This is a genomic window from Chryseobacterium sp. FR048, from assembly GCF_056844665.1.
The window spans coordinates 26083-44835 of sequence record NZ_JBXDSE010000001.1; the positions used below are offsets into that span (position 1 = coordinate 26083).

Sequence of the window (18753 nt, forward strand, 5' to 3'; positions counted from 1 at the left end):
GATTTAAAAAAGGCGGCAAATCATTCTTAGACTTGCCGCTTTAAAATAATAGACAGGTATAATTTTATCGTTTAATGCTTTGCTCCTTTACATTGGCCTTATCGTGCCCTCTCTCATCTTCCATCCCCTGTAAAGGCTTGTTGGTATTGATCCTGGTCATATCCTGATCATAAAGGTTCAGATTTTTATATTGTGGGTTTAAAACCGCTTTTGCTTCAACCACCTGATCATTCTCTTTTATCTTTACTTTAACTATATTACCTTTTTCCAGAGATTTGATGGTGCTGTCTTTATACTCCGGCTTATCAAATACTAAGTTGGATTTTTCGACAATCTCAGCAGTATCAATACCATAGTTTTTATAAAAATTCTGGAATTTGTAATTTCCTTTTTCAGTTTTGGGTTCACTAAAATCGAATCTCACAAAGGCTGGCTCCTTTTGATCAGTCTTGGGATTAAGAAACTCTATTTTCACACTGCGCCCTTCCAGAAGGTTTACAGCTTCCTTGGCGGTAAAAGTATTCTCACGGTTTACCGGAAAATTATGGGATATCTCTTCATTTTTATCATTTGCTAATTTTGCGTGATAAGAATTAAGGAAAACACCACCACTTTCAGTTTTATTGAATTTCAAAATAAAATCTACCTTATTTCCGGGCAGAGTTTTATCGGAAGAAACTTTAATTTCAAATTCTTTTTTTGTGGATTTAATTCCTTTTTCCAAATCTTTTTGGAGCTTTTCACCTTCTCCAAAACCAAGATATTTCATCTGGTCTTTTAGGTATTGTACCTGATTAAATTCTTTTTGTGTTTCCATAATGTTAGAATTTTGGTTGTTAAACTTTATATCATTTATTGTTAATATTTTAAAGGAAGGCAAGTTATCTTCGTTTAGATAGTTTTTTAAAATTTCGCCATTTCCTAATAATTCATAAGATTCGCCGTACTCCTGCTTTTCCAATAAGCCAAAAACTAATGCGTATTTATCATTCTTCGATAGTTGGTGTCCATCAAGAACATCAGGTATTTGATCCAATTGTTGCTTTGTCAAAGAATAATCATCGTCTGTTGTTCCAAATTCAGTTTTTTGCGCATAAGCTGCTCTTTGATTTTCAGTAATCTGTAATTTTTCAAGTATGAATTCATTTTCTTTCATAAAGGTTCTGTAGTTGAGCAGATCTTTTTTTTCCTCTACTGAAAGTTTCGGGGAAAGATCATTTTTTGCCGCCTTTTCTTTTAAGTTCTGTTCCGCAAAGATTCTAAAGTCGAATAATGTTTGTGGATGGTTATAATGATCTCTCAGAGTTCTCCATCCACTGCCATCGGGTAATCTGTATTCTTGAGTTTGAAGATCATAGCTGTAGTAGCTATTTTCACTCGGGCTTATCAACGAACCGCTACCATCATCATATTCCCGCCAGATCCATCCTTGCGGAAGACCGGATGCAGGAACCAGATTTTCTTCAAAATCTTCTTTTAAAAACAGATCTTCAAATCCAAGATTGTTTTCTTCCCAATCAAGATCACGGGTACTTTTCCGGCTTTCAGGTGAATTTTTGATGAGTTGATTGACTTCAATATTAAAGTTATTCTCTACTCTTTCGTATTTGTGGTAATGGTAAGCCATTCGTTCCTCAATCTGTCTATTGTCTAATCCTGAGCTTAAATCAGTCCTATTCTGAAATTCTTTTGCCCATAAATCGAAAAGTAAATTGTGCCTATCTGACTGATTATCTATTCTGACTATTGTATTTCTTTTGTTATCTACAAACTGTAGGATTTTATCATCATCGTAATTATTTAGAACTTCTACCGCATATTTTGCCGTCATATTTCTGAATTTTTCCTGAAAACTATTACCAATTAATTCATTTACAGAATAAGGATGAGTATTTACAGAATGAGACATTTTAGCTTTATTCTTAAATTGATAAATAGTGATGAACTTTTTTTCCTGACCGGAAAACTTCCGTTCTCCATCCTTAAACCATTGTTCCGGAGACGTATTTTTCATCTCTTTTACAAAATTTTTATAAGCCCGGGTTATCGGAGTAATATTCTTATCATACCAGCTTAAATCATTGACCAATTCCATATTTTTTTGATTATTAATAGTCAGATTTTCTAATTTTTGCGCTTTCGGATCAATGGCACGTAAATCAAAAGGATCTGCATCCAGCCCGTAATCAAACGTATAACCGATAGCTTCGCATTCTTCCTGAAAAATGGCGCAATCATTATAGTCAATTCCCTCGTACATTGCCTTTTGCTGCCATTTATCACATATGGCCTTCAGTTCTTCAGGAATAAGCTCATAATCTTCAAATAAATCCATTCTTAAATTTTATTTACTTTGAGATTCTACTATATATTAGGCTTATCAACAGAGTTTTATCTTCTAAAACCCCTTTTTTCATCCCTCTCCTTCTGCTCCTCTTCTCTCATTCGGTTACCATCCTGATAGAGATCAGGATCGTTTACATTCAACTGAACATCCGATTTTTCCTGTTTTTGAAAAATCTCATCAACAATATCTATCTCTCTTGATACTATATTCAGATCACGGGAAATCTCTTTTGCGATTTCAGGTGGAAATCCTAGTTCTAACTTATCCTGAATAAATGCTTTAAGCTTTAATAACTCATTTTTGTAGCGACCAAGTTCCTGAGCATCCTTTTTATCTGCAATAATGGCAGTAAGCTCAGTAGCATGTCCAATCAAATCAAACTCAAATACTTTATCTGTTTCTTCATCAAAGACAAAAGCCTTCTTTTCAAGTCCCAGAAACCCCAAAGGCAATTTATTTGAGACTTCCTTTATATCAGTGTATTCAATTCTCTTTTCACTGTTTTTAAGGAGTTCCGAGAGATTTTTATCACGTTCTAAAAAAATCACATTAAGCCGACTATTATTCTCAACAAGCTGAAAAGTGGCTCTTCTTTTATCATTGTCTGCAACGATTGTATATCCTTGTAAAAACCTCTGAATATCTTCAGGACTTAATTTTTTGGAAAATGTATTATCCTTGTCAATAATTCCATATTTCTTGAGTTCATCTGTGGGTAAATTATTATTTTTCATTTTTAATCTATATTAGTAGGGTTTGTATAATGCTGTACTGGTATTAGGATAGGTTACCATAAGGTTATTGACTTTTATTAAATCATTTAGAAAATCAGCGGGGTTGATCCTTTGCCCGAATTCTTTTACTGAAAAATGTAAATGCGGACCTGTAGAATTTCCGGTATTTCCACTCTTTCCAATGATAAATCCGGCTTTCACGGGCTCTCCGACTTTGTAATAGACTTCCGATAAGTGCAGATAAGCCGTTTCAAAGCGGTTAAAGTGCCGTATCTTAATATAGTTGCCTCCGCCACCAGGGTCCCAGCCACTGGCCGTTACAACTCCATCCATTACAGCATATATATTTTCATAATGAGCTTTTAAATCAATGCCTCCATGCATTCTCTTCGTACCGAAAATAGGATGTACCCTCGTTCCATAAGGAGATGTGATACTCATTGTATTACGCAGAGGCATTACAATTTTTGATAATTGTTCTTTAGGCTCTTCTACAAAGTCATATAAAGCGCCAAGGGGGTGATTTTTAAAATCCTCTCTTTTTTTCTCATATCTAAGCTGAGTCACTAACAATAAAGAATCTTTTATTCTTTGAATGTCTCTTCTGGAATTGTTTACATGGCTGTATTCTTTCAACAGTATTTTTAAAGAATCGAGTTCATTCTTCAAATCCGACTTTGTGGTCGTATTGAAGATGTTTTTCCAAAAGTTTTTCCCATTTTTTTTATTTAACTGCTCATCCTCTTTTGCCGTTTCAATAATCTTTGGGCTTTCAGGCTTCTTGGACTGCAAGGGTGAAAGTGTATTGAATTGAGCAAACATTAAACTGCTTATTAACAGGAAAATGGGGAAAACCATCTTATAAAACCTGGCACTTATTATTTTATTCTGTATCATAATTATACTTTTACTAATTCTCTGACGATTAATTCCACTTCTTTATTGATTTTTCTAAAATTGGTCATCAGGACCTCTTCTTTACGATTAACTCCTGCTTTGTCCACAAAAGAGTAATAAGTAGGCATCTCTACATAGTGGTTTTCTTCTTTCTTAATGGCTTTCATATCCAGACTTATTTTACCATGCACAGCGGAGGTTTTGTATTCTTCAGTATCATTTTCTTCACCCTGGGCTATCATTCCTACCATTTCTCCGGTTTTAAGCGCTGCAATTTTTCCGGCGGGAATCATGTGATCCATTTTCTCATTAATACTGGTAGTGGTTCCCTGCTGAGAGATAGATTGGGAAAACGATTTTTGCTTGATTTTACCGAATAGTTTTTCAAGCCAGTCCAATGTATTTTTATCTCTTGCAGAGCCGGAAAAAATATTTCCCACAATAGCAGAAATGGTATCCGCCACTTCTTTCTTATAAAACTGGCGAAGCTGTGGAAGCTCCTGAAGGCCCAATAGAACAGCAACCTTGTTACTTCTTGCCGTAGCCACAACATTATCAATTTTATGAATGTAAATCGTCGGAAACTCATCTGCTATAATTCCACCCGGAAGATTATTCTTGGAATTAATTAAACGTAAAGTCCTGTTGAGTACTGAGGAATACAATGCTGAATTAATATCCTGAGTTCCAGGATCTGAAGCCAGAATAATAATAGAAGGATTATTCCTGTCTGTCATTTTTAATTCTACTTCATCACCCGAAAACACCCAAAAACTCTCTTTGGTAGCCAATCTGGATAAAAATATCTTCAATGTTCCCACCTGCCCTTCCAATTGATCAAAAGCCTTATTTTCATAAGCTGACTTAAAAGGTGAGAGTAAAGAATACAGCTCTTCATGGGTGAAAAGCGTATCAAAAATTTCCTTATAACTACGGTTCATAAAAGAAAGAATATGGGGTAAATCCGAATACTTTCCATTTTCGTAAGTAGCAAAGAAATAAATACAGGAGGAAAGAAAATTAATGGCTGATTGTGTAAAAAAAGCATCCGAACCACCTCCGGAACTTGTATTTCCTTTTTGTAAAGAAGATACCATCGCTTCTGCCATTTCCTGAGCTTCTGCCAAGGTTTTTACATATTCCTTTTTAAAAGGGTTAACCCTTCTTGATTTTTCAACTTCATTAAGATTGATAACATGAAAAGCCAAAGTTTGGCTTCCATTTTTTTCAGAATTTGAAAGTTTACTTTGCCGTAATAAATAATGGTAATAAGCAATCTGTCCCAGATCTGGAAACTTAAAATCGTAAATCATGAGGCAGAATCCTTTGGCTATCATCTGTCTGATAGCAGGATTGATCACCCCAAATGACTTACCTGATCCAGGAGTTCCGATCACCATCGTTCCACGAAACGGATTAACGTTGATCCAGCCCTCATGACTTTTGCCCTGATACCAAAATATATAAGGGATATTGATACTCGTATCAGATTCTACAAGCTCCTGATTCTGGTCAAAACTCTCTTCTTCTACATTCCATCGGTCTTTTCCCATTTTCTGCTGCATCAGCTTAGAGATGCTATCAGCTCCCATCTGTAGAATTACAGCTCCCAAAAATGAAAGAACAGCATAAATAACCTGATACAAATTCATCCCCGGAAAAATTTTTGGAAGTGAAGAATGTCCGGCTTCAACCTGCCAAACCAATGAAGAAAACATCATTACTAGACCTAGTAGTATAGGAATAACTATTTCTGTAGTGATATTAAGATCTTTCTTTTTCTTTGCTCTTGTGCCTATAGCTACCAACCCTATCAATAGAAGTGTCGCAAATTTGGCATTGACAGGAGGGTAAATAAAGCTCATCTTCGAAAAATTCCTGAGCAAATTGGATACAACCGGAATATTAGCATGAAGATAAAATAGCGATGCACAATCTAACGTGACTACGGCGTACACCACTTTTTGCAGAAAGCTGTAAATCCTAATCTGATGTTGCTGTTCTTGCATAGTTTCTACTATTATTTATTTTAGAACTTATTCCAGAAAAAAAGCGGTAAACCGTTGAATATTCGGTTTACCGCTTAGAGCAATGCTTGTATAGACTTAGCTATTCTTTGTTATAATAACCTGTAAGTATTGTAACTGTATTATAGATTAATTTAATTTTTCCTTTTCAAAATTTGATTATTTATTGTAGGTATAAGTTGTTGTTGTTTCTTTTTCCGACACATTAACGCCCACGGTTTTAGCTATTTTTTTCGTAATGTAATTACTACTATTATATTCATTAAAGTAGGTTGTTGTACTAGAAGATTCTGATGTATTTGTTGTTGTATTTTTAATTTCTTCTTTAGTTAAATTATTGGACGCATAGTCACTATCTAATAAAGCTTCCATACCTTTTATATTTTTTAATGGATTGTTTTTATTATCATATGAATAATTATACTCAGTCTTACTAATAATACTACCATTTGAGTAATTTCGTATTTTCTTTACACAATTTCCATTAGAAAAATAATAATCAGTTAAAATATTATTACTCCCATTATTACTGGCTGATGTTTCTGTAACCTGATTGGCATCTATCCATTTATAGGTCAAAATTGCAGTAAGCTTCTTTTCACTAGGTAATCCAATATTATCAACTTCTGTAGTAGTCTTGCTTGAAATTTTCCCATTATTGTAAGTGAAAAATTCAGTCATGATCTCCCGCCCCTTTTCATCATAACTTGAGGTTTTTACAATGTTGTCTCCTTCATATTTAAAGGCTTGTCTTGAACCATCAGTATTAATTACCTCTGATATTTTTGTTCCATTATATTTAATAATAGATTCCGAACCATTCTCTACAATTTTCACAGGTAAAATAGCTTCATTGGAATTAGAATTGTTGTCATTACGATTATCATCATTAGAACAACTGAAAATAGCCCCAAATAGTAGAGCAGATAATAAAAATTTTCTCATTGTGTATATTTTTTTCGAGACAAATATAATAATTAATTCAATATATGGTGATAATTAGTTTTTATCATTTTGGGTAAACCGAATATTTCAAAGATCATTTTTCTGGTCTAAGACCTATTTTTGAATATTATTATTTATTCTAAATGGAAGCGGAACTTCCGCTGGAGGCCGAACTTCGGCTTAGAAGGTGTCGGCTTTAAGAATATCCGAGTAGTTGATTTTCATTTCCAGAGTTCTTCCAGAAAGCTGTTCTTCTATCATACGAATCATCATCACTTTAGAATTCGGGTAAGTAAATTTTTTAAACACATAAATATTCCGGAAATTTTTCCTAAAATATTTTTGGGTATTCAGCTGAAAAATCGGAGTCATTTCAATGCTCTGATTGTTGGTAGCCTTATGAATCTGCTTATCTTCTACAGAAAATTTCAAAGCTTCAATGTCATAGCCCAAATTGGAATTGTTTTTAAAGGTCATATCCAAGAAAATGTAATCACTCATAACATAGACATTATTGAGCTGGACACTGAGCCTAAGGTTTTTCTCTTCCCGAATCGGATCTTTTTCTGATTTTGTCTGTATAATATTCAGCGCAAATTTTCTAAGCTCAAAATTGGAAAACATCATTTTATTAAACTCTATAGGCTGCATTGCCTCCGGCTGAATATGGACATTGGCAACAGTACTCCGAGTCTCAGAATTCCTATAAACTGCTTTATATTGAGCAATAAAGGACTGTGCTACTACCGTGATAATACCAATTTGATCTCCGTTACTGTGTACAGATAGGTCTTTATTTCCCTCTTTATCGATCGCATTTGACTTATCTGTAATTTTGACCCTGGCAATATGACTCAATGGTAAATCACCTGTCAGCTGCTGAGTGGAAAGATCAACATATTGAATGGGTTCCGGAGAAATTAGATGAAGACTGATTCCTTCGGTAATGTCTATTTCTGGTAAATCTGAAATAATCTGCTGCCTTGTAGCGGTTTGTGCAGTAAAAAATTGAGCTATGAAAATAAGTAACGTATATAATAGAGCTTTCATCTGTTTATTTTTTTTGTTGGTTTTGTGAATCTTTCATTTGTTTTTCATCAATCAGAAATACCTGTGAGCCATATTTTAATTTGGCTTTATTGGTTTTAATCAGATTGGCAATGGACTTAGAAGTGGAAGTGAATAACTTGGAGCCTATACTGGTAAAGAATCCCTGTCCTCCCATATCCATCTGCGTTCCCTGTACTGAGTTACTTCCCATTTCCCGGATCATATCCCGGAAAATGCTCTCCGGTACATACAGACCTTTCATTCCATCAACATCGTAAATAGATAAATTGACAGGATAAATTTCTCCTTTAATGAATGCAGAAACTATAGTAAGATTCACCCTTTGCATTGAGAATCCTGAGATTTGTCCATATAGTATAGAACCTTTCTCTAGTCTTTTATTTCCAACGAAAATATCCTCTAAAAGTCTCAGCCGGATTCTGCTGCCTAAATAACCTTTATTATTTTCGTCAATGACCGCTTTGATAAAACTGTTTTCCCTTTCTCTATAAAAAGCATTGAACTCACTGTTTATACCTGATTTGCTGACATTGAATGTTGAATTAAGGAATTCTTCAAGCTTTTCCTTACTGGCTTTTATCTTTTCTTCAGCCATCAACTTATTTTGATATTCAGGATCTCGTGATTTTTCTAAAGAATCCATCACCAGCATCTGTTGTTTCAGGTATTTAGCCGGATCATGAGCCTGTGCTCTATTTTGGAGTTTTGTTCCAGCACTTTCCATAGGACTACTGCTTTCTCCTCTTCCATAGGATTTATCGTTCAGCATTCTGATAATCTCCGAAGACCTTTTATAGTCTCTGTCAGTATTTGGCTCTTGTTTGGGATTATAGTAAGAGGATGAATTTCCCTTGGGTCCGTATTCGTTTTGTCTTTTAGATAAGCTTTTAAGTGAATCTATTTTTCTTTTTTGAGCTAATGATAACTGGTCTTCATAGTGTAATAAACTATCCTTCTCTTTGTCAAGCCCTTCCAGCATTGTTCTGTTATCCTCCTTTTTGAAAAATGCATCATAAGCATCATTTTTACTCATAATAGAATCCTTAGACTCGCCAAGAGAAAGAGAGAGTTCTTTGGGTTTATCTTTAGGCGGCTCCTTTTGGGTAAACCCAGCCCCCACATAAGCAAAAAGAAGCAGGAATGGCAAAGCCAAAAGAGGCAGCACATATTTTTTTTCCTTAAAATTCAGTTTTTTCATTGAGTTTAGATTTTTAGATAAATTGCCTCCGGTGCTACCGGTCATTTTTTAATTGCTGATATTGGTTAAACAAATATTCAATCCTCAAGCTGTCCTGCTTTTGCAGTTGTCTCTCGTCCCTTCTCACTTTTAAAATTTTAAGCTCTTCCACAATCTTTTTCATCTCTTTTTCATTGTTTACATTAGGATTCTGGGGCATCTGACTTTTGGAATAAAGAGTGGGAGGTTTAATTTTAAACACCGTCCCCAAGGGAAAGAAAATGCCCTGAATCAGAGAACCTACAAAGGACACTGAGAGAAAAATCATCGAATAGGTAAAAAACTTTTTAGGATGATGGACTATCCAGTCCAGGCATTTCCGTCGTGTTTGTTTAAATAAAGAGTTCATGGCTAGTACGAATTTTTAGTCTGATTAGAAATGTCTTCATTATCGATGATACGCCAGTTTCTGAGGATCACACCATGTGAATTATTAGGACTGCGGATAAGATCTTCAAAGAAACCCTCTGTGATTAATTTTCGGGTAATAATAGATGACTTCCTGGTAATCATCTGTTTTCCGAAAAAAACAAATTTCTTTTGCTCCGGATTTAGGGTTATCGAATCCGTATGGATACTAACCATTGAACTCGAAGCTATAATCTGATTATAAAAACCTTTTTCCCTTAAATTGGTATATTCTTTCTTTCCACTGTCATCAATCAGATAAAGGGATTTCTGAATATTGTCCTTGATATAGGCATCGTCAGGAGCCAACGTGAAAAATAATCTGTGAAAAAGTTCGATCTGAGCTTTATATTCAACGGGTCTGTTGAGCAAAACATCGGTTTGTTTAGCTAAAACCGGAACGCCATTATCCAATATGTAAATGGATTTTCTGGAATCTTCAATGATTCTATAAGCAAAGAAAAAACCACCGATAACAATGAAAACCGCAAAAGCAATACTCGCCAGAGAAACAATCTTGTTAATCTTTATTCTTTGTTCAATATTTTTGATAAGCATTTTTATTTTAGAATTAGAATTAGACATTAGGGCTTCTTTATTTTCCACTTTTCATGGCTCTGTTCACTCTACCGGATGCAGAGCCTGCCGCAGCGGATTTTGCAGCCGCTACACCTCCCGTTTTAGCAGCTAGTATTGCCGTTTTTACAGTACTTACCATTTTACCAGCTGCATTTTTCATTTTGGTCATTACCCCTGCTCCTCCGGCCGTTACAATCGTATCAGCAATAGTGGGTGTCATTAAAACACCTATGCCGGTAACGATATAGGCAACACAGGTAAAAAGCTGATTATAGATCATTCCTGAGTTATTGATATAGATCATCAGGGCATCTAAATTGGTAACAGTACCATCCGTTAGAAGCGTGTTGTAGCGGTCTATTTCCATAGTATAACCGGAAGCAATGAGTTGCTGACCTATATTGATAATAGTATAAGCAACGAAAGTGTATAGATTGATGTTGATGAATTTAGAAACCCAACTGTATAAAGAGTTTTCAAATCCCGGAACAAGAGCCATTCCCACAGCAATAGGTCCTAAAATAATGAGTATATAGGCCCAAATCTTCTGAATAAAGAAAATAAGGTAGACACAAATCCTGAGAATGGAGAGACATACAAATTCAATGACTTCAGCTACTAATTTTTGCATCTGGAATTGCATTCTGATCTGCCATTCCTTAATAGGTTGGATCAGTTTATCCAATCCGTCACTAATATCAAACCAGGAATCATCTGCATCTTTACCGGCATTTTCAATAACCTCCTGCTTGGCATCTTCACTGGCTTTGAGTTTTATTACAGCATCCAATAATTGCTGCTGCTTCTTGAACCTTTCAACTCTTAAGTCATTGACCTCAGATTCTATATCACTAAAAATAGCGACTCCCGGTTCTGCAATAGCTTCAAAGGGAGCTTGAATCAAATTCACAAATCCTGTCCAGTAGATTAGGGTAAATCCAATCAAAACAGGTTTTAGCATAGGCGTAATTTCCCATTCCCTGTCTCCGGCGGCCATTTGCCATCCCATATACCCCAGATACATCAAAGCACCTAGTCCGCCTATAGCCTTTCCAACCAGTGCAGCATCATTTGCACTATCCTGAACACTGGTATCGAGCTTTGTAAACACTTCCATAAACCATTTTTCAAAAGCACCATCACCTTTTAAAAACTGAAGTAAATTACTGTAATCACTGTCTGTTTGAGCAAAGCCCATTACTGGTAGTACTATTGCCAGTAAACAACAAAATAAGGTTAGCTTTCTATTCATATTTAATATCGGTGTTTGTATTGTTGCATTATACGCTCAGCACGCTGCTTATCTGATGCCGGAGTCCAGCTCGAAGGCAATGCAGAAGGAGAATAATCTTTCAAAATATTTTTATAGTCCAAAAGCAGGGTCGTCTTATTATTTTGCTTTCTTAATTCCTGTACAAATTTCCTCCACCGTAAGAGTGTTTCGTGGTACATCATAAAGCGTTTTCCCCTTGGCATATCCATAGACCGGGACATAGCATATTTCTCTTTAATAAGATCAAGTTCCTCCTGAAGCCTTTTTAATGTTCCTGTAGTATGAAGTGCCTGGTAAGCCTCCTGATTTTTCAACCGCCACTGCATAAAATTTTGTGGCGTATCAGGAAATTCTGTGATTGGCTTTAACATCCGCTTGTAATACAAGAGCCATAACGGATCAGCATCTACAGTAACAATTGTCCAATGCGCAAAATCCTGAACGCTCCTTTTGTAAATGGTATCGGAGGCTGCCTTTATTTTTTTAGCCTCTTCTTCCTCGTATTTCAATTGAGCAAATCGCTGATTCTGTACTCCTGTAGGCTTTAGTGGTCTTATGTCTTCTCCATCCTTATAATCTCTATTGATATTTGGAGCCCACATCCCCCATACCGTGGCGTAAGCAAAATTGGTTTGAATCCCTAAAAAATATTTAGGATAGGGTCGCCAGTCTCCCCAGCTTTCAAAAACCATTCTCTTATGTTGGGCAACAATGGCCGGATCATTCAGGCGCTTTACACTCACTTGTGCAAAAACTCCCATAGTTATAAACAAGAATGAAAAGCCTATTAATTTTCTGAATTGATATTTCATCGTTTAATTAAATATGTATTTATATTTTTGAATAATATCTCCTACGATCGCTCTGTCGACACCTATGTAATTCCTAAGAATAGGGACCTGATAGAGATAAGGAATCTTCTTGGCATTTTCTAAGCGTAAAATGATATAGAGAATATTACCATTGATGTTTCTAGCCCTTGTAAATACCTTTTCTAAAAGCATTTCCCGATCCATAGCATCCATCAAAAAGTCTTTGTTTTCATTTAATATATCCGCCGATACTTCCTTCTGAAGCTTTAGCACCTGTTCTCCTATTGCGCTATAATATTTTGAAACTAAAACCGCATATTCAGGGTGTTGTATCGATAAATCCAGCATTCTGTTAGAATTGCTTACGATTTTTCCCACATACTGATAGAGATAGATGAGCTTTTTACTCTGGGTAAGGGCTGAATTAACATTTTTCAGCTGCTGATAGATGTACTCTTGAATGGCGATCACTTGTGCGGTCTTATTTTTAATCTCATTATAGAGCTCATTCTGTTTTTCATAAGAATCTAAAAATGTCTGTTCACTTCCCAATCGAACACCATGATTTACCGTTAGTTGCGATAAAAGTTTATCATTGATAACTATTTGCTGACTTCTTACCGTAATGGAAGAAAATGCCAGAATTCCTAAAAAAAATATTCTTCTATTCATCTCTTTCATGTTTAAAAGGATTTAATATTTTTCATGATATTTTCCACAACCTGCCTATCCCTGTTCACATAATATTGGAAGGCTCTCTTGTTTCTTAGGACTTTAGCTTTAATGTCACGTATTTTTAAAAGCATATGGGTAGAATTCCTGCTAAGGGTTTTCACCTCTCCTAAAGCATAGTCCAATAAAATTTTACGTTCCGATTTTTCCATTTGATTGATCGCTCCGTAAGAGAGGATAATTCCTGTAATCAGGCGGGTCACCATTTGCAGATCATCCACATACTGCACTCCGGAAGGTAAAACCGTTATAATGGAATAAGGTGCTGTACTCAATTCATCAATAATGGAAGCCTGGTTTTGAGTAATTTTCTTAACCTCCCTGCTCATCGCTACTCCAGTTGGAATGGCCTGAAGAGCAAATGAAACAACCCTTAGCCTATCCTGTATTTTAGTAACCTTATCCTTAAAGCTATTCCATTCATTTCTGTTGGTACTCTCAATACCCGCATTCAGAGCCTGATTCTTTCGCATTTCCTTTTGCCTGTCATGCTCTTTCATCGTAGCATTAATTTCTATATTCATCATCGGAAAAGAAACATTTTCTTTCTGCCAGGCGGGTGTTGAGCTCCCACCGGAAGAAGTGATTATGATGTAAACCGTCGAAATAAATAAGCTTAGAAAAATTTTCTTTTTCATTGTATGGTTTTTAAAAATTCCGTTTGTATCGGTTCATAATGTCTTCAACAATAGCCTTATCCGTATTGATGTATCCGGCAAAAGGATTAATGGAATTCCAAAAGCCCAGTCTATTGGCCTTTTCAAGTCTCAACTTTATGGCCAGAAGCCAAAGCTTTAGACTTTTTACATTTCCCGAAATATTATGCAGAATTTTATAGCGATCACCTGCAGTAGCAAGATTAAGCTCTCCCGAAGAAAGAATATCCGATACATCTGTTACGATTTTCAAACTTTGCTCATACGTTTTCTGAGATGCTTTAGTTCCAAAAATGGCATATTGAGGATGTGCGGAAGCCAGTTGCACCACATCAGAAGAATATTTATAGCACTTATTTAGTTCTGAATAAATTTCTTTTACCTGAAGTCCATTTTGTAAGGTCCCTGAAACTTCTTTTAAGCCTTTAAGTATTCTATTCTGAATATCATTAGCTGCCACCATCTGGGTTCCTACCCACATTTGTGCATCTTTCAACTTAGAAGTTTCCTCTATGACTTCATTCTGTTTGGCTTTCAGATTTTCTGAATATAGGATCATCGCTGCTGTTACCGTAGGATCTATATAAGTATTTTGGGCATATAGTAAGCTTCCGAATCCTAAAAAAAATAAACTAAACTTTTTCATACTCATAGACTTCTCTGTTAACTAATTCTGAAAAACTGATGTCGTCATCTTCTAATTCCTGAGAAATGATTTTGAAGATATTTTTACCGATATTTTCCTTCCTGTTCTTAAACTCATGATAGAACCTAAGAACCTTCTGATCTAAAGGTCTTTTATACAGATTTACTAAAGAGACCATGCTTCCCATATCATCCCCGAAGTTTTTCACCTGTTCTACAAAAATCTCCAGAGCTTTATCATAGTTCTCATACTTTTGCACATAGTATTCAACAGCCGATTTTTCAGGCTTTTCTGTAGTGTAGGTTAAATACTGCTCAAGAGATACCTCGTTGCCATATACTTCTCCTTTAGAACCTCGTTTCAGATAAAATTCCTTGAAACGGCTTCGTCCCTGCTTATTATTTAAGTTGTTAATGGTAAAAATTTTGTTCTGCTCTACTTTATTCAAGGATAATAAAGCCGCTATACGATCAAAATTGTCCTTGAACTTGGTCTGATCCAGAAGGATAAACGTATCTGAATTATTGATAATACTGTCTTTTACAACAGCATTTCCGATAATATCATCCAGTTCCTGGGTGACCACTACCGCTTCACCCCAGAATTTCCTTACAGTCTTATAGAGATATAAAATATACCCACCCATTAATTTTGATGCAATTGCCTTCCACGCTTCTTCGATTATAAGGGCTTTACGACGATCTTTCCTGAGTCTCATTTTCTGGATGAAAGTATCCATAATGATAAGTGTTACAATGGGGAAAAGCTTGGGATTATCTTTCACATTATCAATTTCGAATACAATAAAAGGTTCATCAAATAGCGTATTGTCAGCACTTTCATTGAGTGTGGTTTCATATCTTCCGCCTTTATAAAAATCCCGCAGAACAAACAGGAAGGTCCTTAAATTAAATTCTCTTTCCGTAATTCTGTGCTTTTTATTACCCAGGTAAAGAGGCAGAAATTTATCGCAGTACTCATAGAATCCATTAAAGGAAAGCTCTCTTGTATTGAGCCTTTCTTCCAGTTCCTTAATTTTTCTAATGAGAGCCTTTTTAAAAGATTCATTCCACTCCTTCGGATCATTGGGCTTTTTTATAATTTCATTAGCCTGAATAATCATCATCAGGGTTTCATTATAAGCCCTACGCTTTTCTTCACTACTCATAGTTTCATAAGCCTCATAGACTTTATAGAATTTTTCACTGTCATAATCAGGATTATTCATGTTTTTATCCGGGTGATATTCAATCGCCAATTTTCTAAAGGCTTCTTTGATTTCATCTGAATCGGCATCGAAAGTTATTCCCAGTACATCATAATAGCTATGTCTCTCCGCCATTCCTTCCTCATACTCTGCAAGAATATCTTCTTCATGAATATTATATTTACTTAAGTAGAGCATTAATTCTTCAGAGCTTTTATGCTTATACCACTCTGTACCGGAGTTGAAATAAGTATGATAATAAGACATCAGGACATTGTCCAATATCGATTTCTGTGCAGAGCTCATCATGGCATCCGGTCCTTGCCAGATTAGAAAGATCAGATTGGTCAAAAATTCTATTTTTTCAATATTGAATTCTTTCTTATCCATCAGAAAAGGATTCATCGTAATCGGCTTTTCCTCAGTATACTGAATGTATCGACCACCTTTGTACATACATGTTCCCCAGTAGGAATCTCCTGTATCTACGATTACAACATCATAATTATAGGTGAGATACTGCTCCACGATATTATTCATCAAAAAACTCTTGCCTGATCCGCTGGGGCCCAGCACAAACTTATTTCGGTTATTGATTCTTCCGATCTTCATCGGTAAATCCGCAGGATCAACTTTTATGGGAACCCCCTGTCTGTCGGTAAATCTTAGGTAGAAGCTGCTTTCTTCACTCAAAGGGTAGCTTTCTTTAAAAAAAAAACAAAGCGCAGCTTCGCTTGTCGTCATAAACAGATCATATTCCCTAAGCTCTGTAGCGTTACCCGGAAGAGCTGCCCTGAAAAGCTCAAGCTGATTGTAGGCATTCTTCGAAACAATAATCCCTTTGGTGAATAGTTTATTCTCAATCATGGACTGGATATTTTCCATTTTTTCCAGTGTAGGCGCAGAAAACAAAATGGAAAAATGGGCATTGACAACTAACTGACCATCTATAGCGATATTATGAAGCAAAGTCTGAATCTCCTCAGCAATAATGGCGTTGGAAGGAGAATTGTTAGCAGCACTTTCGTGCTTTTTCTTCTTTTTATCAAGTTCCCTTTGCTGCTGTGCCTGATGTGGAATGGTAATGACCTGGTTGTAGATAATCGTTTCGTAATCTTCCAGCTCACCTATAAAAGTGAAATTATCTACTGCCGTTTCTCCGGCAGCTCCGTTTCCTCCCAGTATGGAAAAAGGTTCTATTTCAGAGGGTAAATCAATCTTTTCAACATCGACATAGGAAATATTTTTAACAAACCTGCTTCCTATTTGCAAATACTCCTCAGTACTTTTAATATTATCATAAGTCGGAGTATCTGTAGGCTGCATGGTTAGAACTCCGGACAGGTAATATTCAAAATCTTTTTCAAATAAGAACTCAGGTTCACAGTTATTTTGTTTTAAAAGCATATAGACCTTTTGACATTTATCCCGAAGCTCTTTATAGTTTTTTTCTGAGAACGCCGAGATTCGGCTTCCATTTTTCTTTATTTTGTCATTAATAATATCTGTAAACAGAAGTACAGTTTCAATGGTTTTGAAAAGTCTACCGTCAAAATGCTCGGAGTATTTCTGTTGCAAAAACTGATTGGATTTCTCAGCCGTGTATCTTTTTTTGGCGAAAATATCAAGCTTTTGAACAATTCTTCCTTCTCCGATAATGGATACTACCTGATTCAAAACCGTATGGAAATGGAGATAATGATCCGGATCTGCAGAGTACTGTTCCACCATATTTCTAAGCCTGATACCTATAATAGGATTTCCATACTGCCCGAAAAGAACATCAAAACCCCAATCATAATTTTCCCCATAATCATAGCCGATGAAAGGAATAGTAAATGCTTGTTTTTTGGTTTTCATACGGAATTATTTATTTTTTGATTTATTGTATGGCCTTTTGGTTCCACCTTTCTGGAAAAGCTTTTTATTGTTTATCCTTTTGGGAAAAATGAAAATTTGATTACTATTTTTAGTCTTATCGTACAGTCCGTATTTGTCTTGTCTTCTAAAGATCAGATAAACACCTCCTCCGGTCACTAAAAGCCCTAGTAAAGAGCCTAATAGTCCGAATTTGGACAATATGAGAGCTGCAATGACTCCGCCTCCTATAACACCCACAGCATAAAAAATATATTTGCCCTTGAGCCCGAAGAATACAAGAGGCTTTTTCAGCCCCTTGTATAGGTAGAATCCCATGACTTATGCAAAGAATGAGGTTACGAATTCTGGAACTACAATCAGAAAGATCATCGCTCCACCATAGCCAAGGATTTCTTTGTTCACATCCTGATCTCCATTGGTCCATTTGTTATATACTCTAAGACCCCCGATGAAGCCTACTAATCCGCCCACGGCTTTTAAAATCAGTTTAATGGGGTCCCAATAGTCCTTAATGTCACTGGCAGCATTTGAAATAGCCGTTGCTCCCCCCTGGGCAAATACAGGACTGATAGCGAGAAGAATTACACAGGCGGTCAATAATTTTTTTATAGATTGATGGCGTTTAAATTTGTGATTCATAATGATTAAATTTTTATTATCAGAGTTAGATTTTATGCTTAGAATTGGGCATAAGGGGTATGCTATCCTTATTGGTTAAGGATCATACAGGGTAATTTTTGAAGTGTATGTGTTGCTTAAATTATAGAGTGGTAGACTTTCTGTCCTTCGTAGTTAGCGACCATTTGAACAGTTGTCTCTGATAAATTCAGGAGCTCTTTCCAGTGGGATTTAGTTCTCTCCTTTTTTTCTCTCTTAGAATCCTGATCTGACATATTAGATACAGGCTGAGATTGGTTGGTGTGATCTGGCTGATTCTTTTCTTCAACTGCCGGCGCACTATTGCTTTTTGCTGGTAAAGGCATATCATCAATATCCTGTTCAGCTTCAAATCTCTTCCTTAAGTCTTCCAAATCTGGTTGCTGCTCATTAGAAGATTGTGTTGGAAGATTAAGTTCCCTTTTCAAAAAGGATTGGGGAGTGCGGATGTTTTCAACATCTTCAATTCCGATGGAAGTCGGAACCTGGTCCCGAGTCTTGGAAAAATCACCAAGTGAAAATTCCTCAGTTAAATCTACATGTATGATTTTATCTTTCCTTAAAAACAGATCATACAGGATATTTCCGGCATAATACAGGAAATAAAGTCCCAATAGAATTAGTGAATACTTTATCATTTCTTA

The 18753-nt window shown here is 35.9% G+C and carries 18 protein-coding genes; all 18 read right to left on the bottom strand.

Translation table 11 applies throughout. The features are described 5' to 3' along the window. Positions 1 to 64 precede the first annotated feature (64 nt). The gene (locus AC106K_RS00085) at positions 65 to 2335 is read right to left on the bottom strand and encodes a hypothetical protein (RefSeq protein WP_260213958.1); all 2271 of its coding nucleotides are present in this window, start codon (positions 2333 to 2335) and stop codon (positions 65 to 67) included. Between the two features lie 56 nt (positions 2336 to 2391). Beyond that, positions 2392 to 3081 carry a hypothetical protein gene (locus AC106K_RS00090; protein WP_104916123.1) on the bottom strand — a complete coding sequence of 230 codons (690 nt, stop codon included), beginning with the start codon at positions 3079 to 3081 and terminating at the stop codon, positions 2392 to 2394. A gap of 12 nt (positions 3082 to 3093) precedes the next feature. Then, positions 3094 to 3903, bottom strand: a complete 810-nt coding sequence (locus AC106K_RS00095) for a M23 family metallopeptidase (protein WP_278379765.1) — start codon at positions 3901 to 3903, stop codon at positions 3094 to 3096. 77 nt (positions 3904 to 3980) lie between these two features. Beyond that, positions 3981 to 5987, bottom strand: coding sequence for a type IV secretion system DNA-binding domain-containing protein (locus AC106K_RS00100; protein ID WP_104916125.1), 2007 nt, complete (start codon positions 5985 to 5987; stop codon positions 3981 to 3983). Between the two features lie 177 nt (positions 5988 to 6164). Then, positions 6165 to 6950, bottom strand: coding sequence for a hypothetical protein (locus tag AC106K_RS00105; protein WP_104916126.1), 786 nt, complete (start codon positions 6948 to 6950; stop codon positions 6165 to 6167). Positions 6951 to 7130: 180 nt separating this feature from the next. Then, a complete protein-coding gene (locus AC106K_RS00110; protein WP_104916127.1) occupies positions 7131 to 8000 on the bottom strand; it encodes a DUF4138 domain-containing protein in 870 nt (289 codons plus the stop codon). Positions 8001 to 8004: 4 nt separating this feature from the next. Next, positions 8005 to 9219 (bottom strand): conjugative transposon protein TraM, encoded by a 1215-nt coding sequence (gene traM, locus AC106K_RS00115; protein WP_104917219.1) that lies wholly within the window; start codon positions 9217 to 9219, stop codon positions 8005 to 8007. A gap of 34 nt (positions 9220 to 9253) precedes the next feature. Next, the gene (locus AC106K_RS00120) at positions 9254 to 9607 is read right to left on the bottom strand and encodes a hypothetical protein (protein ID WP_104916128.1); all 354 of its coding nucleotides are present in this window, start codon (positions 9605 to 9607) and stop codon (positions 9254 to 9256) included. A 2-nt stretch (positions 9608 to 9609) separates the two neighbouring features. Continuing rightward, positions 9610 to 10224 (bottom strand): conjugative transposon protein TraK, encoded by a 615-nt coding sequence (gene traK / locus AC106K_RS00125; RefSeq protein WP_104917220.1) that lies wholly within the window; start codon positions 10222 to 10224, stop codon positions 9610 to 9612. A 37-nt stretch (positions 10225 to 10261) separates the two neighbouring features. Beyond that, positions 10262 to 11497 carry a TraJ family protein gene (locus AC106K_RS00130; RefSeq protein ID WP_104916129.1) on the bottom strand — a complete coding sequence of 412 codons (1236 nt, stop codon included), beginning with the start codon at positions 11495 to 11497 and terminating at the stop codon, positions 10262 to 10264. Positions 11498 to 11499: 2 nt separating this feature from the next. Further along, a complete protein-coding gene (locus AC106K_RS00135; protein ID WP_104916130.1) occupies positions 11500 to 12330 on the bottom strand; it encodes a hypothetical protein in 831 nt (276 codons plus the stop codon). A gap of 3 nt (positions 12331 to 12333) precedes the next feature. Next, positions 12334 to 13002 (bottom strand): hypothetical protein, encoded by a 669-nt coding sequence (locus AC106K_RS00140; protein ID WP_104917221.1) that lies wholly within the window; start codon positions 13000 to 13002, stop codon positions 12334 to 12336. 11 nt (positions 13003 to 13013) lie between these two features. After that, positions 13014 to 13700: a hypothetical protein gene (locus AC106K_RS00145; protein ID WP_278379764.1), complete on the bottom strand. Its 687-nt coding sequence runs from the start codon at positions 13698 to 13700 to the stop codon at positions 13014 to 13016. A gap of 10 nt (positions 13701 to 13710) precedes the next feature. Next, a complete protein-coding gene (locus tag AC106K_RS00150) occupies positions 13711 to 14364 on the bottom strand; it encodes a hypothetical protein (RefSeq protein WP_024566503.1) in 654 nt (217 codons plus the stop codon). After that, on the bottom strand, positions 14351 to 17431 hold the full coding sequence (locus AC106K_RS00155; protein ID WP_104916132.1) for a TraG family conjugative transposon ATPase: 3081 nt from the start codon (positions 17429 to 17431) through the stop codon (positions 14351 to 14353). The genes AC106K_RS00150 and AC106K_RS00155 overlap by 14 nt, the downstream gene beginning before the upstream one ends. A gap of 6 nt (positions 17432 to 17437) precedes the next feature. Then, positions 17438 to 17767 (bottom strand): DUF4133 domain-containing protein, encoded by a 330-nt coding sequence (locus tag AC106K_RS00160; protein ID WP_078677446.1) that lies wholly within the window; start codon positions 17765 to 17767, stop codon positions 17438 to 17440. A gap of 3 nt (positions 17768 to 17770) precedes the next feature. Then, positions 17771 to 18091: a DUF4134 domain-containing protein gene (locus AC106K_RS00165; protein ID WP_104916133.1), complete on the bottom strand. Its 321-nt coding sequence runs from the start codon at positions 18089 to 18091 to the stop codon at positions 17771 to 17773. A gap of 116 nt (positions 18092 to 18207) precedes the next feature. Next, complete coding sequence (locus tag AC106K_RS00170; protein WP_104916134.1) at positions 18208 to 18747, bottom strand: hypothetical protein; 540 nt, start codon at positions 18745 to 18747, stop codon at positions 18208 to 18210. Positions 18748 to 18753 lie beyond the last annotated feature (6 nt).